This is a genomic window from Cellulosimicrobium funkei, assembly GCF_004519295.1.
GTDB lineage: Bacteria > Actinomycetota > Actinomycetes > Actinomycetales > Cellulomonadaceae > Cellulosimicrobium > Cellulosimicrobium funkei.
This window is the reverse complement of record NZ_SOZH01000010.1, coordinates 132,984-157,974: the sequence shown is the minus strand read 5'-3', so window position 1 is coordinate 157,974 and position 24,991 is coordinate 132,984. Positions and strand designations below refer to the sequence as shown.

Below are 24,991 nucleotides of genomic sequence, written 5' to 3'. Positions count from 1 at the left end.
GCTGCGGGCCTGACGAGGTAACGCGACCCGGGCCGGGGATCATTCCCGGCCGGGCGGTGGCGGCGGTCAGCGACCGGGGAGCCGCACCACGGAGACGAAGAAGTCGTCGATCTGCCGGACGACGTCGATGAAGCGGTCGAAGTCGACGGGCTTGGTCACGTAGGCGTTGGCGTGCAGCGAGTAGCTGCGCACCACGTCCTCCTCGGCCTCCGACGTCGTGAGCACGACGACGGGGATCTTGCGCAGCGCGTCGTCGGCCTTGAGCTCGGCCAGGACCTCGCGCCCGTCCATCCGGGGCAGGTTGAGGTCGAGGAGGATGAGGTCGGGCGTCGGGGCGCCCGCGTGCTCGCCCTCTTTGCGCAGGAACTGCAGCGCGCTCACGCCGTCGGACACCACCGAGAGGCGGTTGGTGACCTTGTGGTCCTCGAACGCCTCACGGGTCATGAGCACGTCGCCCGGGTCGTCCTCCACCAGGAGGACGTCGATCGGCTTGCTGCCGTGGCTCATGGGGGGCTCTCCTCGTCGTCGGGGCGCGCGGGGGCCGGAGCGTCCGGACCGGCGCCGCCGGGGTCGGAGCGAGCGTAGCCGACCTGCGCCTGGACGTAGGCGTGGGCGAGCGTGAAGCGGATGGTCGTGCCGCCCTCGCGCGGCTCGATCCAGATGCGCCCGCCGTGGTACTCGACGATGCGCTTGCACAGCGCGAGGCCGATGCCCGTGCCCTCGTACACGTCCTTGGCGTGCAGGCGCTGGAAGATGACGAACACGCGGTCGGCGTACTGCGCGTCGATGCCGATCCCGTTGTCCTCGACCGACAGCTCCCAGTGGGTGTCGCGCGCGAGCACGCCCACGTGCACGGCGGGCGCCCGGTCGGGGTGGCGGAACTTCAGCGCGTTGCCGACGAGGTTCGCGAGGAGCTGGTGCAGGAGCGCCTGCTCTCCCACGACGACGGGGAGCGGGTCGTGCGTGACGCGCGCCCCGGACTCCGCGATCTTCTCGGAGAAGTCCTCGAGCACGCCCCGGAGCTCGTCCTCGAGGTCGACGTCGACGCGCTCGGTGCCCGTCCGGCCGACGCGGGAGAACCCGAGCAGGTCCTGGATGAGGCGCTGCATCCGCTTCGCGCCGTCGACCGCGAAGTCGATGTACTGGTCGGCGCGGTCGTCGAGCTCGCCCCCGTAGCGCTTCTTGAGGAGCTGCGTGAAGCTCGCGACCTTGCGCAGCGGCTCCTGGAGGTCGTGCGAGGCGACGTACGCGAACTGCTCCAGGTCGCGGTTCGAGCGTTCCAGCTCGCGCGCCTGCTCGGCGAGCAGCTCGTGCGAGCGCGCCGCGTCCTCGTGCGACGCCTTGATCTCCGCGACCTGGCTGACGAGCTCGACGCGCATGTGCTCGACGTCCTGCGCGAGGTCCGCGATCTCGGCGGGCCCGGACGTGACGACCGGCTCGTCGAGGCTCCCGGAGCTCACGCGCCGCACGCGGTGCGCGAGCTCGGCCATGGGTTCGGTGACCCAGCGCTTGAGGCAGACCCACAGGATGATGCCGACCGCGAGCGCCGAGCCGACGAGGACGAGGACGCTCCCGAACAGGGCGCGGCTCCACCGGTCGAGCGCGTCGAGGCGTTCGACGCGCTCGTCGCGCAGCTGGTCGACGTACTGCGCGGTGTCGGCGCGCGCCGCCGCGAAGAGCTCGGCGCCGCGCGCCTGGTCGACGGCGCGCACGCGCCCGGGGCCCTGGGCCTCGGTGGTCGCGATGGCGGGCTCGGCCGCGTCGGAGACCCAGGCGCGCACCGAGGACTCGGCCTGGGTGAGCGTCCCGGCGAGCTCGTCGTCGAGGCCGAGGCGGTCGACGAGCGCGGCGTCGGGGACGACGCCCTCGGCGTCGACGCCCACCGCGCGCGTGTAGGCCTCGAGCGCCGTCGCGTCGCCCGTGGCGACGTAGGCGCGCACCGCGACCTCGGCGTCGAGCAGGCCGACGTACGCGCCGTCCGCCTCGCTCACCGCGTCGAAGAACGGCCCGGTCACGTCGGTCTGGAGGGTGAGGACGCGCGACAGCGCGATCGCGGACGTCGCGAGCACGCCGAGGAGGATCACCCCGGCGACGACGAGCGCCCAGCCGAGCCGCCGACGCAGCGTCGGGGCACGACGCTCGCCCGCGCGCCTGCGGTCGCCCGCGGCGCTCACCGGGCCCACTCGTCCGAGTCCGCGAGGGTGGCCGACCGCTCGCCCGGGGAGGTGCCCTTGCCGTCCCACCCGAGCACGAGGAGGGCCGCGTCGTCCGCGAGGGGGCCGCCGTGGAGGTCGCGCACGCGACGGAAGACGCGCTCGACGACGCCCTCGACGCCCTGCTCCAGGGCGCTGTCGACGGCGCGGCGCAGGCCGTCGACCCCGACGCGCTCGGGGCGGGTCCGCGCGTCGCCCGCCCCGGCTCCCGCGACGGTCGCCTCGACGAGGCCGTCGGTGTAGAGCATGAGGGCCCAGCGCTCGCCGAGCTCGACCGGCTGCGACGTCCAGCCGCCCGCGACCGGGATGCCCAGGGCGCGGCCGCGCGACGTCGGCGTGATCTCCGACGCCGTGTCGCGCAGCAGCAGCGGCGCGAGGTGGCCCGCGAGGTAGACCTCGGCGCTGCGGCGGTCCGCGGAGACGACGACCTGGCAGAGCGTGACGAACACCTCCGGGCGCGCGCGCTCGGGGACGAGCACGCGCTCGAGCAGCGGCAGGATGGCCTCCGGCTGGGTCTCGCTGAGGACGATGGTGCGCCAGGCCGTGCGCAGCGTCGCGCCGAGCGCGGCCTCGTCCGGGCCGTGCCCCGCGACGTCCCCGATGACGCACAGGACCGTCCCGTCCGGGCGCTCGACCGCGTCGAAGAAGTCGCCGCCCAGCAGGCCGTTGCCGCCCGGCACGTAGCCGACCATGACGTCGAGGCGGTCGTCCTGCACGAGCGGGGTCGGCAGGAGCGCGCGCTCGAGGCGCGCCGTCTCGGCCGCACGGACCTCGCTGCGGTACAGCGCGCGCTGCTGCTCGACGGACATGCGGCGCTGGACCGCGTAGCGCACGGACCGCCCCAGGAGGTCGCCGTCGACCTCCCCCTTGACGAGGTAGTCGTCGGCGCCCGCGGCGACCGCCTGCACGCCGAGGTCGATGCCCGAGTGGCCGGTCAGGACGACGAGCGCCGGCGGCCGCGACCCCGCGCGCACGCGCTCGACGGCGGACAGGCCTACGGAGTCGGGCAGACCCAGGTCCAGCAGCACGCAGTCGACGTCGTGGGAGACGACCATCTCGAGGGCGCCGTCCAGGGTCGTCGCGCGGTGCAGCTCGACCTTGAGGTTGCCGTCGGCCAGCAGCTCCTCGACGAGGATCGCGTCCCCGTCGTCGTCCTCCACGAGCAGGATCCGGAGCTCGTCCGTCGGGGCCAGCACGGCGCGGCCCCGGGTGCGCCTGGTCCGGTCCGGCGGCGTCGTCGCCGCGCGCGGAGGGTCGGCCCGGGGCCCGCTGCTCGCTCCCGGTCACGACGCCCGCTCCCCTCTGGTCGCCATGGGCCACGATCCTAGCCGCAGGCCCGCGTCCGGCCCGGTCACGGCGCCGGGACGCGCCGGTCGCCGGTCCCCGGACGGCCGTCGTACGCCATAATGGACGGCCGCGCGGGCGGCGCGGCGCCGGTCGAGGAAGGGACAGCGTGGGACGCAACGACGAGCTCCGGCTCGAGCAGGAGGTCGTGGACACCCTCTACGCGCGCCTCGACGAGCTGCGGGCGGCCGCCCGGGCACGCCTCGACGAGGTCCGACGGTCCGGCCCGTCGGGCTCGCCGCAGAACCGCAGCGAGCGCGACGCGTTCGCGACGCTGTACGAGGACCGTGTCGCGCAGCTCGACGCGGTCGAGGACCGCCTCGCGTTCGGCCGCCTCGACCTCGACGACGGCACCCTGCGCTACGTCGGGCGCATCGGCCTCACCGACGAAGAGCACTCGAGCCTCCTCACGGACTGGCGCGCGCCCGCCGCCCAGGCGTTCTACCGCGCGACGGCGGCCCACCCGGACGGCGTCGTGCGCCGTCGGCACCTCGTGACGCGCGGTCGTGCCGTGACGGGGCTCGAGGACGAGCTCCTCGACCTCGACGCCCCGGAGGCCGTGACCGGCACGTCGCTCTCGGGCGAGGGCGCGCTGCTCGCCGCGATGGCCGCGGGCCGCACGGGACGCATGGGCGACATCGTCGCCACGATCCAGTCGGAGCAGGACGCGATCATCCGCTCCGAGCTCGCGGGGGCGCTCGTCGTCCAGGGCGGGCCCGGCACGGGCAAGACGGCGGTCGCGCTGCACCGCGCGGCCTACCTGCTGTACGCGCACCGGCGGCTGCTCGAGCGCTCGGGCGTGCTGCTCGTCGGCCCCAGCCTCTCCTTCCTGCGCTACATCGACCAGGTGCTGCCGTCGCTCGGCGAGACCGGCGTCGTGAGCACGACCATCGCCGACCTCCTGCCCGGCGTCGTCGCCGACGGCGAGGAGGACCCGCGCGTCGCGCGGGTCAAGGGCCGGGCGGTCATGGCCCGTGCGGTGCGCCGGGCCGTGCGCGCCCGCGAGCGCGTGCCCGCGGCCGACGTGCCGGTCCGGCTCGACGGCCACGACCTCGTCATCCGCCGCCGCGACGTGCGCGACGCCATCGCGAAGGCGCGACGCACCCACAAGCCGCACAACCTCGCGCGCGTCACGTTCGTCCGCGAGATGCTCTCGCGCCTCGTCGAGCAGTACGGGCGCCAGCTCGGCGAGCCCCTCGTCGGCGAGGACCGCGCGCTCGCGCTGGAGGACCTGCGCTCCCACCGCGACGTGCGGGTCGCGCTCAACCTGGCGTGGCTGCCGCTCACGCCCGAGCGCCTCGTCGAGGACCTGTGGACCAAGCCGCACCGGCTCGCCGAGGCCGCGCCCGAGCTCTCCCCCGAGGACCGACGGCTCCTCGAGCGGGCGAAGGGCGCGCCGTGGACCCCCGCGGACGTGCCGCTCCTCGACGAGGCGGCGGAGCTCCTCGGCGAGGACGACCAGGCGGAGCGGGCCGAGGCCGCCGCGCGCGCGGCGCAGCGCGCGCAGGACCTCGAGTACGCGCGCCAGGTGCTCGAGTCGTCCGGTGCGGGCGGCGGGATCGTCGGCGCCGACGTGCTCGCCGAGCGGTTCGCCGCGAGCGGCCCGCGCCTGACCACCGCCGAGCGCGCCGCGCAGGACCGCACGTGGACCTACGGCCACGTCGTGGTCGACGAGGCGCAGGAGCTGTCCGCCATGGCGTGGCGCATGCTCGTGCGCCGGTGCCCGACGCGGTCGTTCACGGTGGTCGGCGACGTCGCCCAGACGTCCTCGCTCGCGGGCGCCCGGTCGTGGAAGGGCATGCTCGACCCGGTCTTCCGCGACGCGTGGCGGCTCGCCGAGCTCACGGTCAACTACCGCACCCCGGCCTCCGTCGCGGACGCGGCCCGACGCGCGGCCGTCGCGGCCGGCCTCCCGGTCTCGCCGCTCACGTCCGCGCGCGACGTCGAGGACGCCCTGCGCGTGGTCGAGGTGGCACCGGGCGCGCTGGAGGCACGTGTCCGGGCCGAGGCCGAGGCCGCGCGCGCCGAGTTCGTCGCCGCGGAGTCCGGCCGCGTCGCCGTCGTCGCGGCCGCGCCCGCAGTCCCCGCGCTGCGGGCCGCGCTCGGGCTCGCCGACGCGGGCGGCGAGGACCCGGTCGTCGTGCTCGACCCGGTGCAGGTCAAGGGGCTGGAGTTCGACGCCGTCGTGCTGGTCGAGCCCGCCGACGTCGCGACCGGGCCGTCGGGCCCGTCCGACCTGTACGTCGCCATGACGCGGCCGACCCAGCGGCTCGTCGTCGTGCACACGCGCGCGCTGCCCGCCGGGGTCGCCCCCGCGCCGTCGGACGACGCACGGGGCGCCGGAGCCTGAGAGCGGTCGGGGTCCGGGCGCGGGGTCACCTCGTCCCGAGGGTCAAGACCCGTTTGGTCCGGACCGCGGGACGGGCGCACCATGGGGACGTGCTACGCGCCCTCCTCCTCGAAAACCTGCACCCCCTCGCCGCCTCGAACCTCGAGGCCGCGGGCATCGACGTCACCGTCCGCACCGGGGCCCTCGACGAGTCCGAGCTGATCGAGGCGCTCGACGGCGTCCACCTGCTCGGCATCCGGTCCAAGACGAACGTCACGGCGAACGTGCTCGAGAACGCTCCCGACCTGGTGGCGCTCGGCGCGTTCTGCATCGGCACGAACCAGATCGACCTGCGCTCGGCCGCGACGCAGGGCGTCGCCGTGTTCAACGCGCCGTTCCAGAACACGCGCTCCGTCGTCGAGCTCGCGCTCGCCGAGATCATCGCGCTCACGCGCCGCCTCACCGAGCGCGACCGCGCGCTGCACGAGGGTCGCTGGGACAAGTCGGCCGAGGGCGCCCACGAGGTCCGTGGCCGCACGCTCGGCATCGTCGGCTACGGCAACATCGGCACGCAGCTCTCGGTGGTCGCCGAGAACCTCGGCATGTCGGTCGTGTTCTACGACACGGCGGAGAAGCTCGCGCTCGGCAACGCGCGCCGCATGGACACGCTCGACGAGCTGCTCGAGCAGGCCGACGTCGTCACGCTCCACGTCGACGGGCGCCAGGGCAACGCCGGGCTGTTCGGCGCCAAGCAGTTCGCCCGCATGCGCCCGGGCTCGATCTTCCTCAACCTGTCGCGCGGCTTCGTGGTGGACTACGGCGCGCTGCGCGAGGCGATCGTCGAGGGCCGTGTGGCCGGTGCCGCGGTCGACGTCTTCCCGCACGAGCCCAAGCGCAAGGGCGACGCGTTCGACTCCGAGCTGCGCGGCCTGCCGAACGTCATCCTCACGCCGCACATCGGCGGCTCGACGGAGGAGGCGCAGGAGGCGATCGGGCAGTTCGTGTCCGCGAAGCTGCGCGACTACCTCACCACCGGCTCCACGACGCTCAGCGTCAACGTGCCGAACCTCGCGCTCGAGCAGACGACGGGCATCACGCGCATCACGCACCTGCACCGCAACACCCCCGGTGTCCTCGCCGCCGTCAACGCGACCCTCGCCGAGCACGGGACGAACATCGAGGGCCAGCTCCTCGCCACCCGCGGCGAGATCGGCTACGTCGTCACCGACGTCGGCTCGCGCGTGGAGCCCGCCGTCATCGAGGCGCTGGCCGCGATGGAGCAGACGATCGCCCTGCGCATCCTCGACTGACGGAGCCCCGCACCCCGGGACCCTTCGCCGCGCGCGGCCCGTCCGCACGCGGCGAAGGTCCTCGGCGGCGGTGACCTTCGCCGCTGAGCGCCGCTCGCGCGCCGGTGCCACGATGAAGCATGACCGGATACTTGCACGACGCGCCGCAGATCCTCGACGCCGACGCGTCGTGGGACCTCGTGGAGGGGACCCACGTCGCACGCCTCGCCGTGAGCGTGCGGGGCGAGCCGGACATCTACCCCGTCACCGTGCGGGCGCACGAGCGCACGCTCGCGTTCCGCACGGTCCCGGGCACGAAGCTCGCGACGCTCGCGATCAACGAGCGGGTCGCCCTGGAGTGGGACCACGTCGACGACGACGGGGCGTGGAGCGTCGTCGCGCGCGGCACCGCCCACCGTCTGCGCACCGAGCATGAGGTGGATCCCGTCCGGGAGGGTGCGGACCCGCTCGTCCCGACCGTCGACGTCCCGACCGAGGAGTGGGTCGTGGTCGAGGCCCACGAGCTCACCGGGCGACGCTTCGCGCGCGCGGAGCCGTAGACCCCCCGACGCACGACGTCCGGCCGCCCCGCAGGGGACGACCGGACGTCGGAGGTGGCGCTCAGCCGGACTTGCGGCGGAACGTGCGCTGGACCGGTCCGACGGTCTCCGAGCCGTGCACGGAGCCCGTGTTCGACTCGCCGTCCGCCGTGCGGTGGCGCGCGGCGTTCTTCCGGTCGAGCGCCTCCCGGAACTTCGCCTTGGCCTCCTCGGTCGGTGCGGTCTCTGCAGCGGGTCGCTGCGGGTCGGACGCCATGGCGGTCTCCTCGTCGACGGGGGAACTCAGTGGGGGCACTGCGGTCGGCCCGACGCTGCGGGCACCCCGCCAGCGTCCCCTACCGCGCCGCCCGACGCCACCTGATTTGTCCGCTCGGCCTCGCCGTCCCGGACCTGCGGGCGGTGGCGCAGGCGAACGCGCTGCGAGCGCCGACGACCGGGCGGCGAACGCCGTCGGGTAGCGTCGGGACGTGTCGCCCGATCCCACGCCGCAGGCCTCCCCCGCTCCTCCCCGCGCCACCGGCGGTCCCGCGCCGGCACGTGCCGCGCTCCCGCATCGCACGCTCGGCCGGAGCGGTCTGCGCGTGCCGGAGGTCGCGCTCGGGCTCTGGCAGAACTTCGGCGTCACCGACCCCTTCTCGACGCAGCGCGAGATCGTGCTGCACGCCGTCGACCGTGGCGTGACGCACCTCGACCTCGCCAACAACTACGGGCCGCCCGGTGGCGCTGCGGAGGAGTCGCTGGGCCGGCTGCTCGCGCGCGAGCTCCGACCCGTGCGCGACGAGCTCGTCGTGACGACCAAGGCGGGCTACCGCATGGGACCCGGCCCCTACGGCGAGGGCGGGTCACGGAAGTACCTGCTCTCGTCCCTCGACGCGTCGCTGCGCCGGCTCGGGCTCGACCACGTCGACATCTTCTACTCGCACCGCTACGACCCGTCCACCCCGCTCGAGGAGACCATCGGTGCGCTGGCGACGGCGGTCCGGTCGGGGCGCGCCCGCTACGCCGGCATCTCGTCGTACTCCGCCCGGCGCACGCGTGAGGCCCTGCGGGTCGCGGCCGACGTCGGGGTCGAGCTCGTCGTCACGCAGGTCTCCTACTCCATGCTCAACCGGTGGATCGAGGCGCCCGACCCGCACGACGAGGCGGGGGCCACCGTGCTCGACGTCGCGGGCGACGAAGGGCTCGGCGTCGTCGCGTTCTCCCCGCTCGCCCAGGGCATGCTCACGGACCGCTACCTCCACGGGGTCCCGGACGGGTCGCGCGCGGCGCGCGGCGGGCCGCTGCGTCCGGCGTTCCTCTCGGAGAAGAACCTCGACCGCGTGCGCCACCTCGACGAGCTCGCGCGCGCCCACGGGCGGACGCTCGCGTCCACGGCGATCCGCTGGGCGCTGCGCGACGAGCGCGTCACGTCGGTCCTGCTCGGCGCGAGCTCGACGCGCCAGCTCGACGACAACCTCGCGGCCCTCGACGCCCCCGACCTCTCCCCCGAGGAGCTCGCGGCCGTCGACGCCCTCCCCGTGGACACGGGCATCAACATCTGGGCGTCGCGGTCCAGCGACCTGTAACCGTGTCCGGCTGCGGGGCCACGAGCCTCGGGCCGGAGTCACGAGGCGCGGAACCGTCCCGTGACCGTCAGGGCTGGGGTGCCGCCTCGCGGTCGGTCGCGGCGTCGTCGGCGGCCTCGGCCGCCGCACGGCCCGCCGCCGCCTCGCGCTCCTCCCGGTCGACGCGCAGCGACGTGATGGCGCTCTCGAAGTCCTCGAGCGAGTCGAACGCCTGGTAGACGCTCGCGAAGCGCAGGTAGGCGACCTCGTCGAGCTCGCGCAGCGGCCCGAGGATCGCGAGGCCGATCTCGTAGGCGTCGAGCTCGGCGCTCCCGCTCGCGCGGATGGTCTCCTCGACGCGCTGTGCGAGGACGGCGAGGTCGTCCTCGTTCACCGGGCGCCCCTGGCAGGCCTTGCGGACGCCGTTCACGATCTTCTCGCGCGAGAAGGGCTCGGTCACCCCGGACCGCTTGACCACGGACAGGCTGGCGGTCTCGATCGTGGTGAAGCGGCGGTTGCACTCCGGGCACTGGCGTCGCCGGCGGATGGAGGCACCGTCGTCGGACGTGCGGGAGTCGACGACGCGGGAGTCCGCGTGACGGCAGAACGGGCAGTGCATGGCGGGCTCCTCCGCGGGTCGCGCCGACAGGTCGGCGCGACGAACGTATGTCGTCGCAGGCACGCGGTGCAACACGCCGACGGCGCACCCGGCCCCGGACAGCAGAACGGGGGCGGTCGAAGTCGACCGCCCCCGTCGGGACGCCCCCGTCCCCATCTCGCGCGCGACTCGCCTCGCGCGCGGCGACGTGCACAGGAGTCGCGGTGGTCCGCACACTCCTCGCCTCGTCCGCCCAGCCCCCCAGCCGGCGTGTGAGGTGATACTAACTTAGGCGGACCTAAGGCACCGGCGCAACCCTCGGCCGCAGCCTGTCGCGCGTCGGCACCGTGTGCTGCGTCACAGGACCTGGACCGCGCCCGAGCGCCGCGTCACCGCTCAGCGACCGGAAGCAGGATGGTCTGGCCAGCCTGCACGCCGGACGACGACAGGCCGTTCAGCTCCACGAGCCCGCTGACCACCTCACGGAGGTCCTCACCCGGGGCCGCGACGCCCTGGGCGAGCTCCCACAGGGTCTCCCCCGTGCTCACGACGTGGACCCGGACCTCGACCGGCTCCCCGGGCCCGCCCGCCACGGCCAGGCCGACGCGCGCCGCGAGGACGAGCACGAGAGCCACCAGGAGCACGAGGACCGCACGGCCGCGTCGCGTGAGCCGCAGCGGTGCCTGCGGGCGCACGCCTCGCTCCGCCGCAACGCCCCGCCCGAGCGCGGGCGGCGCTGCCGTCGCCATCGCCACCGTGTCCATGTCCCCTCCGTCCCGGCCCGCGAGCCCGATCGCCTTCCCCGGTCGATCGGACCCGCGTGCCCGTCTCATCTCCACGCCGACCCGCTGCGGTCGAACACCTGTACGTAGAACATCTGTACGAAGGTCTATCACGAACGACCGACAGAGTCGAGACATGCTCGAACAGGTGTTTGATTCGTGTCGCATCCTCCCCTAGCCTGGGCTCAGGTCGGTTCGCCGGACATGTCCGCTCGGACCCGGAGGGGCGACCGAGCTCCCGGGGCGCACGCTCCGGGGAGGGGAGGCCGCAGGCCCGGCTGGCGCCGGCGGCACGCGACGGACGAGGGCGGAGCGACCATGGCGGGACGAGGCACGGACAGGGCACGGGGGCTCGCCGAGGTGCGCGAGCTGCCGGACGGGTCGGCAGGGGGTGACGGGCTCACCCCGCGCCAGCGGCTCGTGCTCGAGACCATCCGCGCGTGCGTCGAGCAGCGCGGCTACCCGCCGAGCATGCGCGAGATCGGCGAGGCCGTCGGGCTCACGAGCCCGTCCTCCGTCAAGCACCAGCTCACCACGCTCGAGCGCAAGGGGTTCCTGCGGCGCGACCCGAACCGTCCGCGCGCCATCGAGGTGGTCCAGCCCGACGACGCCCGCCGCGCGACCCCGCTCGCGCCAGCTGGCACGGCCCCCGAGCCGGCGTACGACGAGGCCCACCCCGCGCCGTCGTACGTCCCCGTCGTCGGCCGTATCGCCGCCGGTGGCCCGATCCTCGCGGAGCAGGTCGTGGAGGACGTCTTCCCGCTGCCGCGCCAGCTCGTCGGCGAGGGAGAGCTCTTCCTCCTGCGCGTGCAGGGCGACTCGATGATCGACGCCGCGATCTGCGACGGCGACTGGGTCGTCGTGCGGCGCCAGCCGGTCGCGGAGAACGGCGAGATCGTGGCCGCGATGATCGACGGCGAGGCCACCGTGAAGAGCCTGCGGCGCGCCGACGGCCATGTCTGGCTCATGCCGCACAACGCCGCGTACGACCCGATCCCCGGCGACGACGCCCAGGTGCTGGGGCGCGTCGTCTCCGTCCTGCGCAGCCTCTGAACGGTCCCCGAGCGGCTCCGGGCGCCCCTGCGGGCAGGCTCCGGACAGCACGAGAGCCGGGCGGTCCCTCGACCGCCCGGCTCTCGTCGTGCCAGGCCCGACGGGCCCGCGGGCTCAGAGCCCGAAGCGTCGCGCGACCGCGCGCAGCGACTCCGCGGACGAGCGCAGGCCCGCGAGCTCGTCGTCCGCGAGCGGGACCTCGACGCGCTCCGTCGCGCCCCGGCGGTCGACGAGCGTCGGGAGCGACAGGCAGACGTCCTCGAGCCCGTAGATGCCGTCGAGGAGCGTCGACACGGGCAGCACCCGGTGCTCGTCGGCGAGCACCGCCTCGATGATCCGGGTGCCCGCGAGCCCGACCGCGTAGTTGGTCGCGCCCTTGCCCTCGATGATCCGGTAGGCCGACTGCACGACCTCCCGCGCGATCTCGTCGCGCACGTCGCCCGTGAGCGGTCCCCGACCGCCGATGCCCTGCCACTCGAGCAGCGGCGCACCGCCGATCGTCGCGGAGCTCCAGAGCGGGATCTCGCTGTCGCCGTGCTCCCCCGCGATGTACGCGTGCACGTTCTGCACCGCGACGCCGCAGTGCTGCGCCACGAGGAACCGCAGCCGCGAGGAGTCGAGCACGGTGCCGCTGCCGAAGAGCTGGGTCGGGGGCAGCCCCGAGAACTTGAGCGCCGCGTACGTGACGATGTCGACCGGGTTGGTCACCATGACGTAGACGGCGTCCGGGGCGACCTCCACGAGGCCCGGGAGGATCGTCCGCATGAGCCCGATCGTGCCCTCGGCGAGGTCGAGACGCGTCTGGCCCGGCTTCTGCTTGGCGCCGGCCGTGACCACGACGACGTCGGCCCCCGCGCACACCGCGACGTCGTCGGACCCCTCGACGCGCGCCATGGGCATGAACTGGATGCCGTGCTGGAGGTCGAGGACCTCGGCCTCGACCTTCGCGCGGTTGACGTCGAGGAGCGCCACCGTGCGCGCCGCGCCGCGCATGAGCGCGGCGTAGGCCAGCGTCGATCCGACGGCACCGGCGCCGACGATCGCGAGCTTCGTCGTCCGCGCTCCCCCTCCCAGACCGCCCGTGGTCGCGTCGCCGGTGCCCTGCGGTGACGTGCTCGTCATGTCGCCTCCGTGAAGTCGCTGGAAAGGGCTCAGCCTAGGGCGGCGAGGCGGCGGAGCGCAGCGGTGGCCACGTCGCGGTCGGTCGTCTGCCAGAACCCCGGCATGGACCGCGTGAGGAAGGACCCGTAGCGCGCCGTCACGAGCCGCGGGTCCAGGACCGCGACGACCCCGCGGTCGGCCGTGGACCGCACGAGCCGCCCGGCCCCCTGGGCGAGCAGGAGGGCCGCGTGCGTCGCGGAGACCTGCATGAACCCGTTGCCGCCCGCAGCCTCGACGGCGCGAGCCCGGGCCGACTTCACCGGGTCGTCCGGGCGCGGGAACGGGATGCGGTCGATGAGCACGAGCTGGCACGACGGCCCGGGCACGTCCACGCCCTGCCACAGCGACAGCGTGCCGAACAAGCACGTCGCCGGGTCCTCGGCGAACTCCCGCACGAGGGTCGGCAGCTGGTCGTCGCCCTGGCACAGGACCGGCACGTCCAGCCGCTCGCGCATCGCCTCCGCCGCGGCCACCGCGGCGCGCCGCGAGGAGAACAGGCCGAGGGTCCGACCGCCGGCGGCCTCGACGAGCGCCGCGATCTCGTCGAGCTGGTGCTCGGTCGACGCCTCGCGGCCGGGCGTCGGCAGGCGCTTCGCGACGTAGAGGATGCCCTGGCGCGGGTAGTCGAACGGGCTCCCGACGTCGAGCCCGCGCCAGCGCGGCGCGTCGCCGTCGCCCGCGTCCGCGGCTCCGCCCGTCGCCGCGGGGCCGAGCCCGAAGGTGCGCGCGACGGCGTCGAAGCTCCCGCCGAGCGCGAGCGTCGCGGACGTGAAGACGCCGGTGCGCTCCGCGAGCAGGTGGGTCCGGATGAGGCCCGCCACGCCGAGCGGGGCGGCGTGCAGGCGGCTCGCGCCGTCGCCGAAGCGGTCGCCGGACCAGCCGCCCTCCCCGGGCCGCGAGCACCACAGCACGTCGTGGCCCGTGGGGTCGGCCGCCATGCGCTCGGCGACCTCGAAGAGCTGCAGCATCGTCGACTGCGCCATCTTCCGGCCCGTGTCCGGCTGGGCCGGCTTGGTCACGCCGGTCTCGGGCTTGAGCGTGGAGAGCACCTCGCGCGCGGCGTCCCGGACCGCCGCGACGGCCGAGCGCGCGGCGTCGGGCAGGCCGTCCGGGAAGCGCTCGGCGGGCAGCGACCCGACGACCGTGCCGAACGCGGCGGACGCGGCGTCGAGCGCGTCCGTCGTGACCCCGCCGTGGCGGCGGGCGAGGCGCGCCGCGCCCTCGATCGCCGGGACCGAGAGGTCCACCGTCGCGGCGGCCGTGACGCGGTCGGCGAGCTCGTGCGCCTCGTCGACGACGAGGACGTCGTGCTCGGGCAGCACGCCGGGCGACCCCATGGCCGCGATGCCGAGCATCGCGTGGTTCGTCACGACGACGTCGGCCTCGCGCGCCGCGGCGCGCGCCCGCTCGGGGAAGCACTCGGCGAGCAGCGGGCAGCGCTGGCCCAGGCACTCGAGCGCCGTGACGGAGACCTGCCGCCACGCCTTGTCGCTCACGCCGGGGACGAGGTCGTCCCGGTCGCCCGTGGCCGTCTCGTCGGCCCACTCCCGCAGGCGCACGACCTGCTCGCCGAGGGCCGCCATGCTCGTCCCGGCGCGCGCGGCGGGGTGGTCGGCGGCGCCCGCCGCCTCGCCGGGGAGGTCGAAGAGCGTGGGCTCGTCCGCGGGGTAGCCGCCCGCGATCTTGTGCACGCACAGGTAGTTGTGCCAGCCCTTGAGGAGCGCGATCGACGCGGGCCGCGGGAGGCGGTCCGCGACGGCGTCGGCCACGAGCGGGAGGTCCCGCGTGATGACCTGGCGCTGGAGGGCGAGGGTCGCCGTCGAGACGACGACGCGCTCGTCGGTCGCGACCGCGTGGCGCACCGCCGGCACGAGGTACCCGAGCGACTTCCCCGTCCCGGTCCCGGCCTGGACCACGAGGTGCTCGGAGCCCTCGATGGCGTCCGTGACGGCACGCGCCATGGTCCGCTGGCCGTCGCGCCGCGCGCCGCCCAGGCGCGTGACCGCGAGGTCGAGGAGCTCCTCGACGGCGGGCACGTCGCCGGACGCCGACGCAGCCGCGTCCGCCCCGGCCCGGCCCGTCGCCTCCGTGTCCGGACGGTCGGGCACGGGTGCGGTTCGGGTGGAGGGGGGCACGCGACGAGTCTACGGTCGGGCGCCCACGCCGCGGGCGAGGGCTGTGGACGCGGCGAAGACGGGACGACCCCGCGCGGCGCAGGCCGCACGGGGTCGTCCACGAGGTCGGGCCGCCCGGTCCGCCGGCCGTCCCGGCGGGAGGAGCTCAGCTCGCCGCGGAGGCTCCGACGAGCTCCGTCGCGAGCGCCTGGGCGACGCGGCCGCGCAGGAGCGTGCCCTCGGGCGTGTGCTCCTCGTGGTCGATCTCGCCCTCGGTGTGGACGCGGTGCACGAGGTCGCCCCGGTGGTACGGCACGACGACGTCGATCTCCACGTCCGGGCGCGGGAGCTCGTGTGCGATGAGCTCGCGCAGGTGCTCGATCCCCTCGCCCGTGTGCGCCGACACGACGACCGTGCGGCGTTCGCGCAGCCGGATGCGTGCGATCGTCTCCGGGTCGGCGAGGTCCGCCTTGTTGAGCACGATCACCTCGGGCACGTCCTCCACGCCCGGGATGTCGGCCAGCACGTGGCGCACCGCCGCGATCTGGCCCTCCGGGTCCGGGTGCGAGGCGTCCACCACGTGCAGCAGCAGGTCGGCGTCGCCGACCTCCTCGAGCGTCGAGCGGAACGCCTCGACGAGCTGGTGCGGCAGCGCGCGCACGAACCCGACGGTGTCGGCGAGCGTGTAGACCCGGCCGTCCTCGGTGCGCGTGCGGCGCACCGTGGGGTCGAGCGTCGCGAACAGCGCGTTCTCGACGAGCACGCCCGCGCCGGTGATGGCGTTGAGCAGGCTCGACTTGCCCGCGTTCGTGTAGCCCGCGATCGCGACGGACGGCACGGCGTGCCGCTTGCGCGACGCGCGCTTCGTCTCGCGCCCCGGGGCCATCGCCTGGATCTCGCGGCGCAGCTTGGCCATGCGGTTGCGGATGCGCCGGCGGTCCAGCTCGATCTTCGTCTCACCGGGACCGCGCGACCCCATGCCCGCGCCGGCGCCGCCGACCTGACCACCCGCCTGGCGGGACATCGACTCGCCCCAGCCGCGCAGGCGCGGGAGGAGGTACTCGAGCTGGGCGAGCTCGACCTGGGCCTTGCCCTCCCGCGACTTGGCGTGCTGGGCGAAGATGTCGAGGATCAGGGCGGTCCGGTCGATCACCTTGACCTTGACGATGTCCTCGAGCGCGCGCCGCTGGGAGGGAGCGAGCTCGCCGTCGATCACGACCGTGTCCGCGCCGCTGGCGGCGACGACGTCGGCGAGCTGCGCGGCCTTGCCGGAGCCCAGGTACGTGCCCGGGTCGGGCTTCGCGCGGCGCTGGATCACGCCGTCGAGCACCTGCGAGCCCGCGGTCTCCGCGAGGGCGGCGAGCTCGCGCAGCGAGATCTCGGCCTCCTCGGCGGACGTGGGCGCGCCGTCCTCGCGCGGGTCGGAGCCGGGGCTCCAGAGCCCGACGAGCACGACCTTCTCGAGGCGCAGCTGCCGGTACTCGACCTCGGTGACGTCCTCGAGCTCGGTCGACAGGCCGACGACGCGGCGCAGCGCGCTGCGCTCCTCGAGCTCGAGCTGCTCGCCGTCGTGCTCCGTGTGGACCGTGCCGCCCTCGGCGCGTGCCGTCCCGGCCCGAGCGAGCACCCGCGCCACGACGTCGCTCGCGATGTCCCGCGTCGCGCCGGTCGGCTCGTCCTGAGCCGAGGTGGGGTTCGGGGTGTTCGCAGGGGTTGGGCTCATGTGCCGCCTTCCGTCGGTGGTGGGCGCTCGTGCGTCCGGGTGTGACAACAAGCGTGGCACGCGAAATCGTCCCGGGGCCAGCGGTTAAGCGCACGACGAGCGGCCCGGGCGCGCCGCGCCGCCTCCTGACTGGGCGCGCCCGCGTAGGATCGGCCGACGTGACCGAGGACCAGGACCCCGCCGTCGACGCCGCGCCCGACGGCGCGGCGGACCACTACTTCACCGCCCGGCCCGCGTCCGCCGCCGAGCGCCGCACGATCTCCGTGCGGCTCGCGGGCCGCGACGTCGAGGTCGAGGTCGCCTCGGGCGTCTTCTCCCCCGGCCGGCTGGACCTCGGCACGCAGGTGCTCCTGCGCACCACCCCGCCGCTCGACGACGTCCTCGCGGCCCGGCCCGACGACGGACCCGCCCACGTCCTCGACCTCGGCTGCGGCTGGGGCCCGGTCGCCCTGACGATGGCCCTCGAGGCGCCGGAGGCGACAGTGTGGGCCGTCGACGTCAACGAGCGCGCGCTCGACCTCGTGCGCCGCAACGCGCAGCGGCTCGGGCTGGACAACGTCCGGGCCGTCCTCCCGGACGACGTGCCCGACGTCGCGCTCGCCGCGCTGTGGTCGAACCCGCCGATCCGGGTCGGCAAGGACGCCCTGCACGGGATGCTCCTCCACTGGCTGCCCCGGCTCGCGCCGGGCGCGAGCGCGCACCTCGTGGTGCAGCGGAACCTGGGCTCGGACTCGCTCCAGCGCTGGCTCGCCGAGGCGCTGCCCCCGCTCCTGTCGGGCGCGGTCGTCGAGCGCGCCGCGAGCGCGAAGGGGTTCCGCGTCCTCGAGGTCGTCGCGCCCCGCTGAGCCGGCGGTCAGACCGGCGCGCGGTCGCCCTCGGACGCCGCCGCGACCGGCTCGGCGGGCTGGTCGGTCACAGGCCCGTCCGCGCCGTGGTGCGCGTCGTCGTCCGCCGGGCGCGGCGTCGCCGGGAAGAGCGCGGCGAGGTCGATCTCCCCCGCGTGGACGAGCACCGCGGGACCGGCGAGCTCGACGCGGCCGCCCGGGAGCGCCCGCACGCGCACCGTGCCGCCCGGGACGTCGACGAGGTAGGTGTCCGGCGCGTCGGGACCGCCCCACACGCGGACCGCGAGCGCCGCCGCGCACGCGCCCGTGCCGCACGACGGCGTCTCCCCGACGCCGCGCTCGTGCACGCGCATGCGCACGTGCCCGACGACGGTGCCGTCGTCCGCGGTCGTCTCGCCGAGGGGCACCACGAGCTCGACGTTCGTCCCGTGGGACGGATGCGGCTCGACGACGGGCGCCTCGGTGAGGTCGGCGCGCTCGAGCACGTCCTCGCGCGCGACGGCGAGGACGGTGTGGGGGTTGCCGAGGTCGACGCTGAGCGCCGGGCGCGGGACCTCCCAGCCCCGCACGACGACGGTCGCGTCGTAGCCGTCCTGGAGCGCGGGGCGCCCGCCGGGGAGGAACCACGGGCCCATGTCGACGGCGAACCAGCCGTCGTCCTCCTTGCGCACGCGCTTGACGCCCGCGCGCGTGCCGACCGGGACCTCGGTGCCCCCCGCGAAGCTCACGAGCCCGAGGCGCTCGGCGAAGGCCGCGAAGACGCGGACCCCGTTGCCGCACATCTCGGCGACCGAGCCGTCAGCGTTGCGGTAGTCCATGAACCAGATGGCGTGCGGGTCCTCCGCGAGCACGTCGCGCGACTCCGGGACGAGAGCGGTCGGCACGAGGCGGATGACGCCGTCCCCCCCGACGCCGCCGCGGCGGTCGGCGAGCGCGCGCACGAGCTCGGGCGTGAGGTCGAGCTCGCCCTTCGTGTCGGCGAGGAGCACGAAGTCGTTGCGGGTCCCGTGGCCCTTGGTGAAGCGGGTGCGCGTCATGAGCCCAGACTACGGCGCACGGGCGCGCCGCCGTCCGCCTCGTCCGGCCCGACGGCGGTGCCCGGCACGGTCGCGGGGTCGTGCCCGTCCGTGCCCTGCGCGGCAGCGCGCTCGTCCGCCGCGGCGACGAGCGCGAGAGCGTCCTCGACGCGCGTCGGCGACTGCGCGTCGAGCCACCCGACGCGCGGGTCCCGGCCGAACCAGCCCATCTGCTTGCGCGCGAGGCGCCGCGTGTTCGCGGTGACGGCCTCGCGCGCGGCGTCCTGCGTGGTCTCGCCGTGGAGCGCGGCGAGCACCTCCGCGTAGCCGACGGCGCGCCGGGCCGTGCGGCCCATGCCGTGCGCCTCGACGCGGCGCACCTCGGCCACGAGGCCCTGCTCCCACATCCGCCCGACGCGGCCGGCGACCCGCGCGTCGAGCACGGCCCGGTCGCAGTCGAGGCCGATCTGCACGGTCGGGCGGACGTAGACCTGGCGCGGGAGGTTCGCCGTGAACGGCTCGCCGGTGAGCTCCATGACCTCGAGCGCCCGGACGAGCCGGCGGGTGTTGGCCGGGCCGATGCTCGCGGCCGCCGCGGGGTCGCGCCGGAGGAGCTCGTCGTGCAGCGCGCGCGGGCCCTGCTCCTCCGCGCGCGCCTCGAGCGCCGCCCGCACGGCGGGATCCGTGCCCGGGAACCGCATGTCGTCGAGGAGGGCGCGGACGTACAGCCCGCTGCCGCCCACGACGACGGCACGCGCACCCCGCGCGGCGATCTCGTCGAGCACGCGGCGGGCCTCGGTCTGGTAGCGGGCCACGGACGCGTCCTCGGCGGGGTCGAGCACGTCGAGGAGGTGGTGGCGCACGCCGCGGCGCTCGGCGACGGGGACCTTCGCGGTCCCGACGTCCATGCCGCGGTAGAGCTGGTAGGCGTCGGCGTTGACGATCTCCGCGGGCGCCCCGGGGACGGACAGGCGCTCGGCGAGGTCGAGAGCGAGGTCGGACTTCCCCGTGGCCGTCGGGCCGACGACGGCGACGACGACGCCCGGGCCGGGCCGGGGCGGGCCGGCGGGGTCGTGCTGGGTTTTCACCCGCGCAACGCTACCGTCCGGGCGGCCGACGGCCCGAGGGGTGTGGGCGGGGATGCGTAGTGTGTCCGTGGTCGGTCCGCCCTCGCGCGTACCGCCGCGTACGACCTCAGCACGACGACCTCTCAGACGACAAGGACTCGAGAACATGGGTTTCTTCACCAAGCCGGACGCCGCACCGACGAGCCAGAACGCGCCGCTGACGCGCGAGCGCGTCGAGGCGTTCCTCACGAGCCGCGAGTGGCGGTACTTCGTCGACTCGGACGGGGACCTGGGCGGCAACTGGGACGGGAAGGTGTTCTTCTTCTTCCTCATGGGTGAGAAGCAGGAGATCCTGCAGGTCCGCGGCCGGTGGAACCGGACCCTCCCGGCGTCGGCCGAGGCGCAGGTCGCGCTCGTCGCCAACGAGTTCAACCGCGACAAGATCTGGCCGAAGGTCTACGCGCGCGTCGAGGACGACCAGCTCGCGGTCTACACCGAGGTGGCGACGGACCTGGAGTTCGGCGTCGCGGACGACCAGCTCGGCCAGCTCATCGAGTGCGGCCTGTTCACGGGCCTGCAGTTCTTCGACGCGCTCGACGTCCGCTTCCCCGACACGGCCGCGCAGACCGTGGCCGAGGGCGGCGCCGACGTCGACGCGCGGTGACCGGCACGCACGAGACCACCGCGGGCCGCACCGCCCCGGGCGGCGGCACCCCGGGCGAGGCGACGACGGCCTTCCAGGTCGACCTGCGGGGCGTCGTCGACCTCCTGGCCCGGCACCTGTACTCGAGCCCGCGCGTCTACCTGCGCGAGCTGCTGCAGAACGGCGTCGACGCGATCACCGCGCGCGCCGGGCTCGAGGGACCGCAGGCGCCGGCGCGGATCCTGCTCCGTCCGCGGCCCGACGGCGGCCTGGAGGTGCACGACTCGGGTGTCGGCCTCACGCGGGACGAGGCGCAGGAGCTGCTCGCGACCATCGGGCGCAGCTCCAAGCGCGACGTCGAGCTCGGGACGGGTCGCGAGGAGTTCCTCGGTCAGTTCGGCATCGGGCTCCTGTCCGCGTTCATGGTCGCCGACGAGATCGAGCTCGTCTCGCGCTCCGCGCGCCCCACGGCGGCGGGCGACGCGCCCGTCCCTGTGCGCTGGCGCGGCCGCGCCGACGGCCGGTACGAGCTCGTCGAGCTCGCGCCGGACGACCCGGCGGCACCCGCCGAGCCCGGGAGCGTCGTCCGGCTGCACCCGCGGCGGGATACCGAGCACTGGCTCGCCCCGGAGTCGGTGGTCGCGCTCGCCCAGGACTTCGGCTCGCTCCTGCCGGTCGAGCTGCTCGTCGAGACGCCTCTCGACGGCGGGCCCGGCGAGGGCCGCGACGACGGCGCGGGGGGCGGCGCCCCGGTCGCGGTGCGCCGGCTCAGCGGGGAGGACCTGCCGTGGCGCGCTGCGCACGCGACGCCCGCGGCCCGCGACGCCGCGCTCGCCGGCTACGCCGAGCGCACGCTCGGCTTCACCCCCCTCGCACGGATCGACCTCGACCTGCCGCTCGCCGGCCTGACGGGCGTCGCGTACGTGCTCCCGGCCGCGGTCGCGCCGACCACGACGTCGCGGCACCGGGTCTACCTCAAGCGCATGCTCCTGGGCAGCGCGGTCGACGACCTGCTGCCCCCGTGGGCGTTCTTCGTGCGGTGCGTGCTGGACGCGTCCGTGCTGCGCCCGACGGCGTCGCGCGAGGGGCTGTACGAGGACGAGGTCCTGCTCGCGACCCGCGACGCGCTCGGGGCGCAGGTGCGCCGGTGGCTGCTGGAGACGCTCGCGACGGACTCTGTCCTCGCGCGGCGCTTCCTCGAGACCCACCACCTCGCCGTGCGCGCGCTCGCGCTCACCGACGACGAGATGCTCGACGTCGCCGCGCGCGTGCTGCCCTTCGAGACGACGGCCGGGACCACGACGCTGGCGGACCTCGCGACGGACCACCCCGACGGGCGCCTGCTGTACACGGCGAGCGTCGAGGAGTTCCGGCGCATCGCGCCCGTCGCGGCGGCGCAGGGGCTCGCGGTCGTCAACGGCGGCTACGTCTACGACGCCGACCTGCTCGAGCGCGTCGCGGCGCGGTTCCCGCAGTGGCGGCTGTCGCCCGTGTCGGCCGCGGACGTCGCGCACGTCCTCACGGAGGTCGAGCCGCTGCGCGAGCTCGAGGTCGCCGACGCGCTCGCGTCGGTCGACGCCGCGCTCGCCGAGCAGGACTGCGACGTCGTGCTGCGCCGGTACGAGCCCGACGCCCTCCCGGCCATGCTCCTGCACGACCGCGAGAGCGACCACGCGCGCGAGGCTGCCCGCGTCGCGGAGACGGACGACCTGTGGGGCGAGATCCTCGCGGGCCTCAGCGCCCCGGCCCGCCCCCGCCGCCTGGTCCTCAACGACGCCAACGCCACGGTGCGCGACCTGCTCGCGAGCCCCGACGCGCAGGTGCGCGCCGCGGGTGCCCGCTCCCTCTACGTCACGGCGGTGCTCGCGTCCGGCAAGGCGCTCCAGCCCGTCGAGGCGACCCTCATGAACGACTCCCTGTCGCTCCTGCTCGCCCGCGCCCTCGCGGCCGGGCAGGACCCCGCCACGGAACCCGATCCCCCTGCCGACGAGGAGAACCGATGACCCGGTCCGTGGACCAGGTGAACGCCGCCCTGTACGACGTCCGCCGCATGCCCTACGGCCTCGCGCGCTCCACGGCCGCCGCGGCCGAGCTCGAGCGCGTCGAGGCCGAGGGCCCCGACGCGGCGCGCGCCTACGCGCAGTTCGTCCTCGTCGAGTCGTACGTGTGGGGCGGCGAGGTGACCAAGGCGTACCTGCCGTTCACCAAGATGCTGCGCTGGTGGGACGAGCACCCCGAGCACTTCGACGCCGAGGACACGCACTCGCTGTTCTGGTCGTTCAAGTGGATGGTCGGGCACCTCATGGAGTTCCCCGACGTCCCCGCCGCGCAGATCGAGCGCACGCTCGACGACATGGCGCACCGGTACGCGCTCGCGGGCAACGGCACCAACGCGGTCGCCCTGGAGCGCTTCGAGTGGGCGCGCGAGCGTAACGGTGCGGACGTCGAGGACGCGTACCGCGCGTGGGTCGCGACCCCGCGCGACGACTACTCGCAGTGCGAGGCGTGCGAGCCGGGCGACCGCGCGGCGTACCTCTTCGCGACGGGCCGGCACGACGAGGGCATCCGGCTGCTCGAGGGCGTGCTCCAGGGGTCGCCGTCGTGCGCCACCGAGCCCGGCGACATGCTGTCCCACCTCCAGCTCGCGTACGTCGAGGTCGGCGACGCGGAGGCCGCTGCGCGCACTCACCGCCGCGGGCTGCGCCACCTCGACACCGGGGTGACGATGACGGGCCCGAAGGGTCGTCACGTGGAGTTCCTCGCCCGGACGGGCAACGCGTCGCGCGCGCTGCGCCTGCTCGTGGAGCACCAGGCGTTCCTCACGGAGGCGGACTCGCCGGGCGACCGGCTCGGCTTCCTCACGAGCGTGAGCGTCGCGACGGGCGTCCTGCGGGCCGACCACGGCGACACCGCGCTCGCCCTGCGGGACGTTCCCACGACGACGCTCGCGGAGCTCGACGCGTGGGTGCGTGGCGAGGCGGCCGCGCTCGCGCAGTCGTTCGACGCGCGCAACGGCACGACGGCGGCGTCCGAACGGTTGCGCGCGGCGTGGGAGCGGGGCGCGCGCACGCTCCCCGTCGACCTGGCGGTGCTCTCCCTGGACGCCCAGTCGGCGTCGCCGCGGCCCGTCGCCGTGGCCGAGGGCGCGACGAGCGGTCCGTCGGACCTCCCCGCCGGGATCGCACCGGAGGAGTCCGCGGTCACCGGTGGAGCCCCGGCGGAGGGCACCGACGAGCCCACCGACGCCGACGGCCTGCTCGCGCTCGCCGACGACGTCGCGGGTGACGACCCGGTCCGGGCGGCACGCCTCCTGCGTCGCGCGTCGTCGCACCTGGAGAGCTCCGGCCACCTCGACCGCGCCGGCTTCGCGCTCGCCGAGGCGGCGCAGCTCGCCGCGCTCGAGGGCGACGACGAGGGCGCCGCGCCCGCGTTCCTGCACGCGCTCGCGCTCCTGCGGGCCGGTGGTGTCGCGCCCCGGTTCGTCGGGCAGGTCGTGCGCGCCTACGCGCGGCTCGAGGCCGGGCGGGGCGACGTGACCGCCGCCCTGGCCCAGGTCGAGCGCACGCTCGACGACCTGTCCGCAGCGGGCGAGGGCAGCGACGTCACACCCGCGCCGCGGGCCGCCGAGCTCGTCGAGCGCGACGCGGCGGCCGACGCGCGCGAGCGTCGCGACCTCGACGACACGCGTGCCCGCCTCCTCGCGACCGCGGGCGACCTCGACGCGGCGGCGACGCTCGCGGAGTCGGTCGCCGAGGAGTTCGCCCGTGCGGGGGACGTCCGCGACGCGGCGCACGCCTTCTGGCTCGCGGGGCGCTCGCGCTGCGCGTCGGGGACGGACACGGACGCGGTGGAGCTGCTCGAGTCGGCCATGGAGGGCTTCGCGATCGTCCACGACGCGGAGTCGCGCGCGATGGTCGGCAACGAGATGGTCGCGGCGCTGCGCCGCCTCGGGCGCGACGACGAGGCGGCCGCCGTCGGGACGGGCCTCAGCGGCTGACGACGGGCCCCGCCGGGCGGGCGGCGGCTGCGGGGGCGCGGACCTCGTACCGCCGGACCGCCACGGCGGGGTCCGGCTCGTCGGCCGTTGCGACCGGCGCGGCCTCGGCGCCCGCCGCGGCGACGAACCCGTCGAGCACGGCCTGCGGCAGGGGCGCACGCGGGTCGTGCACGACGACGAGCCGCGCCCCCTCGCGGGCGAGCTCCGCACCGAGCTCCCGTGCGGCGTCGAGGGCGGTCTCCGTGGCCGCACCCACCTCCGTGCTCGTCTCCGAGCTCGTCTCCGTACTGGTCTCCAAGCTCGTCTCCGTGCTCGTGCCTGCCGCGGACCGCGTCGCCGCGCCACCGAGCTCGACGACGTCGACGGGACCCGTCCAGCCCGCACCGGCGAGCGCGAGGAGCGCCACGGAGGCGGCCGTCCCGGCGACGGGTCGGTCGAGCGGTCGCGTGGCGGCCGCCCACGCGGGATCGATCCACCGGTCGGCGACGCCCGCCGCGGCGAGCGAGGCCCGGGCAGGGCCGCGCGTTCCCTCCACGCCCGGGGCGACCACGACCACGGCCGGCGCCGCCGCCACACCGAGCCGGTCCGCCACGAGGTCGGCGAGCGCCGCCAGTGCGGCGTCGCGCACCGGTCCGAGGACCGAGGCGGCGCCGGCCGCTCCCGGGACGAGCAGGACGGTTCCGGGGAGCACGACGGCGCGGACGGTCACCGTC

The 24,991-nt window shown here is 75.5% G+C and carries 21 protein-coding genes; 9 read left to right on the top strand and 12 right to left on the bottom strand.

Annotation, left to right across the window (positions count from 1 at the left end; genetic code table 11):
• Positions 1-66 precede the first annotated feature (66 nt).
• From E1O70_RS16795 to E1O70_RS16785, 3 genes are read right to left on the bottom strand one after another with little or no spacing between them, the layout of a single operon-like run.
• Entirely contained in the window at positions 67-507 is a 441-nt protein-coding gene (locus tag E1O70_RS16795) for a response regulator (protein ID WP_021482350.1), read from the bottom strand.
• Positions 504-2,174, bottom strand: coding sequence for a sensor histidine kinase (locus tag E1O70_RS16790; protein WP_082774418.1), 1,671 nt, complete (start codon positions 2,172-2,174; stop codon positions 504-506). The genes E1O70_RS16795 and E1O70_RS16790 overlap by 4 nt, the downstream gene beginning before the upstream one ends.
• Positions 2,171-3,409, bottom strand: coding sequence for a PP2C family protein-serine/threonine phosphatase (locus E1O70_RS16785; protein ID WP_061267607.1), 1,239 nt, complete (start codon positions 3,407-3,409; stop codon positions 2,171-2,173). The genes E1O70_RS16790 and E1O70_RS16785 overlap by 4 nt, the downstream gene beginning before the upstream one ends.
• Before the next feature lie 257 nt (positions 3,410-3,666).
• Between E1O70_RS16785 and E1O70_RS16780 the strand changes: the two genes are divergently transcribed.
• The 3 genes from E1O70_RS16780 to E1O70_RS16770 all read left to right on the top strand — a co-directional run bounded on the left by E1O70_RS16780 (position 3,667) and on the right by E1O70_RS16770 (position 7,735).
• On the top strand, positions 3,667-5,907 hold the full coding sequence (locus E1O70_RS16780; RefSeq protein WP_061267577.1) for a HelD family protein: 2,241 nt from the start codon (positions 3,667-3,669) through the stop codon (positions 5,905-5,907).
• Positions 5,908-5,996: 89 nt separating this feature from the next.
• Positions 5,997-7,196, top strand: coding sequence for a phosphoglycerate dehydrogenase (gene serA, locus E1O70_RS16775; RefSeq protein WP_021482809.1), 1,200 nt, complete (start codon positions 5,997-5,999; stop codon positions 7,194-7,196).
• A 119-nt stretch (positions 7,197-7,315) separates the two neighbouring features.
• Positions 7,316-7,735, top strand: coding sequence for a pyridoxamine 5'-phosphate oxidase family protein (locus E1O70_RS16770; protein ID WP_021482810.1), 420 nt, complete (start codon positions 7,316-7,318; stop codon positions 7,733-7,735).
• Positions 7,736-7,796: 61 nt separating this feature from the next.
• Here the strand turns inward: E1O70_RS16770 and E1O70_RS16765 are convergent, their stop codons facing one another.
• Positions 7,797-7,991 carry a DUF5302 domain-containing protein gene (locus E1O70_RS16765; RefSeq protein WP_043654554.1) on the bottom strand — a complete coding sequence of 65 codons (195 nt, stop codon included), beginning with the start codon at positions 7,989-7,991 and terminating at the stop codon, positions 7,797-7,799.
• 211 nt (positions 7,992-8,202) lie between these two features.
• Between E1O70_RS16765 and E1O70_RS16760 the strand changes: the two genes are divergently transcribed.
• Positions 8,203-9,300, top strand: coding sequence for an aldo/keto reductase (locus E1O70_RS16760; protein WP_061267576.1), 1,098 nt, complete (start codon positions 8,203-8,205; stop codon positions 9,298-9,300).
• A 67-nt stretch (positions 9,301-9,367) separates the two neighbouring features.
• On the opposite strand, the gene nrdR is transcribed toward E1O70_RS16760, so the two are convergent.
• On the bottom strand, positions 9,368-9,898 hold the full coding sequence (gene nrdR, locus E1O70_RS16755; RefSeq protein WP_061267575.1) for a transcriptional regulator NrdR: 531 nt from the start codon (positions 9,896-9,898) through the stop codon (positions 9,368-9,370).
• 368 nt (positions 9,899-10,266) lie between these two features.
• A complete protein-coding gene (locus E1O70_RS16750; RefSeq protein WP_061267574.1) occupies positions 10,267-10,641 on the bottom strand; it encodes a LysM peptidoglycan-binding domain-containing protein in 375 nt (124 codons plus the stop codon).
• Positions 10,642-10,977: 336 nt separating this feature from the next.
• On the opposite strand from E1O70_RS16750, the gene lexA reads away from it, so the two are divergent.
• Positions 10,978-11,712: a transcriptional repressor LexA gene (gene lexA / locus E1O70_RS16745; protein ID WP_031315073.1), complete on the top strand. Its 735-nt coding sequence runs from the start codon at positions 10,978-10,980 to the stop codon at positions 11,710-11,712.
• A 114-nt stretch (positions 11,713-11,826) separates the two neighbouring features.
• On the opposite strand, the gene E1O70_RS16740 is transcribed toward lexA, so the two are convergent.
• From E1O70_RS16740 to hflX, 3 genes are all read right to left on the bottom strand, one after another.
• Entirely contained in the window at positions 11,827-12,834 is a 1,008-nt protein-coding gene (locus E1O70_RS16740; RefSeq protein ID WP_082774407.1) for an L-lactate dehydrogenase, read from the bottom strand.
• 29 nt (positions 12,835-12,863) lie between these two features.
• Positions 12,864-15,008, bottom strand: a complete 2,145-nt coding sequence (locus E1O70_RS16735; protein ID WP_370670908.1) for an ATP-dependent DNA helicase — start codon at positions 15,006-15,008, stop codon at positions 12,864-12,866.
• Between the two features lie 145 nt (positions 15,009-15,153).
• Complete coding sequence (hflX, locus tag E1O70_RS16730) at positions 15,154-16,710, bottom strand: GTPase HflX (RefSeq protein ID WP_061267572.1); 1,557 nt, start codon at positions 16,708-16,710, stop codon at positions 15,154-15,156.
• 158 nt (positions 16,711-16,868) lie between these two features.
• Here hflX and E1O70_RS16725 point away from each other — a divergent pair, with 158 nt between their 5' ends.
• A complete protein-coding gene (locus E1O70_RS16725; protein WP_061267571.1) occupies positions 16,869-17,555 on the top strand; it encodes a class I SAM-dependent methyltransferase in 687 nt (228 codons plus the stop codon).
• Positions 17,556-17,563: 8 nt separating this feature from the next.
• On the opposite strand, the gene dapF is transcribed toward E1O70_RS16725, so the two are convergent.
• Both dapF and miaA read right to left on the bottom strand, forming a co-directional pair.
• The gene (gene dapF / locus E1O70_RS16720) at positions 17,564-18,592 is read right to left on the bottom strand and encodes a diaminopimelate epimerase (RefSeq protein ID WP_082774406.1); all 1,029 of its coding nucleotides are present in this window, start codon (positions 18,590-18,592) and stop codon (positions 17,564-17,566) included.
• Positions 18,589-19,659 carry a tRNA (adenosine(37)-N6)-dimethylallyltransferase MiaA gene (miaA, locus tag E1O70_RS16715; protein ID WP_061267570.1) on the bottom strand — a complete coding sequence of 357 codons (1,071 nt, stop codon included), beginning with the start codon at positions 19,657-19,659 and terminating at the stop codon, positions 18,589-18,591. Before miaA ends, dapF begins: the two co-directional genes overlap by 4 nt.
• A gap of 145 nt (positions 19,660-19,804) precedes the next feature.
• Here miaA and E1O70_RS16710 point away from each other — a divergent pair, with 145 nt between their 5' ends.
• From E1O70_RS16710 to E1O70_RS16700, 3 genes are read left to right on the top strand one after another with little or no spacing between them, the layout of a single operon-like run.
• On the top strand, positions 19,805-20,302 hold the full coding sequence (locus tag E1O70_RS16710; protein WP_082774404.1) for a type III secretion system chaperone family protein: 498 nt from the start codon (positions 19,805-19,807) through the stop codon (positions 20,300-20,302).
• On the top strand, positions 20,299-22,284 hold the full coding sequence (locus E1O70_RS16705; RefSeq protein ID WP_082774403.1) for an HSP90 family protein: 1,986 nt from the start codon (positions 20,299-20,301) through the stop codon (positions 22,282-22,284). Before E1O70_RS16710 ends, E1O70_RS16705 begins: the two co-directional genes overlap by 4 nt.
• Positions 22,281-24,278 carry a hypothetical protein gene (locus E1O70_RS16700; RefSeq protein ID WP_061267569.1) on the top strand — a complete coding sequence of 666 codons (1,998 nt, stop codon included), beginning with the start codon at positions 22,281-22,283 and terminating at the stop codon, positions 24,276-24,278. The genes E1O70_RS16705 and E1O70_RS16700 overlap by 4 nt, the downstream gene beginning before the upstream one ends.
• Here the strand turns inward: E1O70_RS16700 and E1O70_RS16695 are convergent.
• Positions 24,268-24,987, bottom strand: coding sequence for a hypothetical protein (locus E1O70_RS16695; RefSeq protein ID WP_061267568.1), 720 nt, complete (start codon positions 24,985-24,987; stop codon positions 24,268-24,270). The genes E1O70_RS16700 and E1O70_RS16695 overlap by 11 nt on opposite strands.
• Between the last annotated feature and the right edge of the window lie 4 nt (positions 24,988-24,991).

What these genes read in the sequence shown, in the direction of transcription:
- E1O70_RS16750 (WP_061267574.1), bottom strand. Translation starts at nt 10,641, where the DNA reads ATGGACACGGTGGCGATGGCGACGGCAGCGCCGCCCGCGCTCGGGCGG.
- E1O70_RS16710 (WP_082774404.1), top strand. Translation starts at nt 19,805, where the DNA reads ATGGGTTTCTTCACCAAGCCGGACGCCGCACCGACGAGCCAGAACGCG.
- nrdR (WP_061267575.1), bottom strand. Translation starts at nt 9,898, where the DNA reads ATGCACTGCCCGTTCTGCCGTCACGCGGACTCCCGCGTCGTCGACTCC.
- lexA (WP_031315073.1), top strand. Translation starts at nt 10,978, where the DNA reads ATGGCGGGACGAGGCACGGACAGGGCACGGGGGCTCGCCGAGGTGCGC.
- E1O70_RS16765 (WP_043654554.1), bottom strand. Translation starts at nt 7,991, where the DNA reads ATGGCGTCCGACCCGCAGCGACCCGCTGCAGAGACCGCACCGACCGAG.
- E1O70_RS16770 (WP_021482810.1), top strand. Translation starts at nt 7,316, where the DNA reads ATGACCGGATACTTGCACGACGCGCCGCAGATCCTCGACGCCGACGCG.
- hflX (WP_061267572.1), bottom strand. Translation starts at nt 16,710, where the DNA reads ATGAGCCCAACCCCTGCGAACACCCCGAACCCCACCTCGGCTCAGGAC.
- E1O70_RS16795 (WP_021482350.1), bottom strand. Translation starts at nt 507, where the DNA reads ATGAGCCACGGCAGCAAGCCGATCGACGTCCTCCTGGTGGAGGACGAC.
- E1O70_RS16700 (WP_061267569.1), top strand. Translation starts at nt 22,281, where the DNA reads ATGACCCGGTCCGTGGACCAGGTGAACGCCGCCCTGTACGACGTCCGC.
- E1O70_RS16740 (WP_082774407.1), bottom strand. Translation starts at nt 12,834, where the DNA reads ATGACGAGCACGTCACCGCAGGGCACCGGCGACGCGACCACGGGCGGT.
- dapF (WP_082774406.1), bottom strand. Translation starts at nt 18,592, where the DNA reads ATGACGCGCACCCGCTTCACCAAGGGCCACGGGACCCGCAACGACTTC.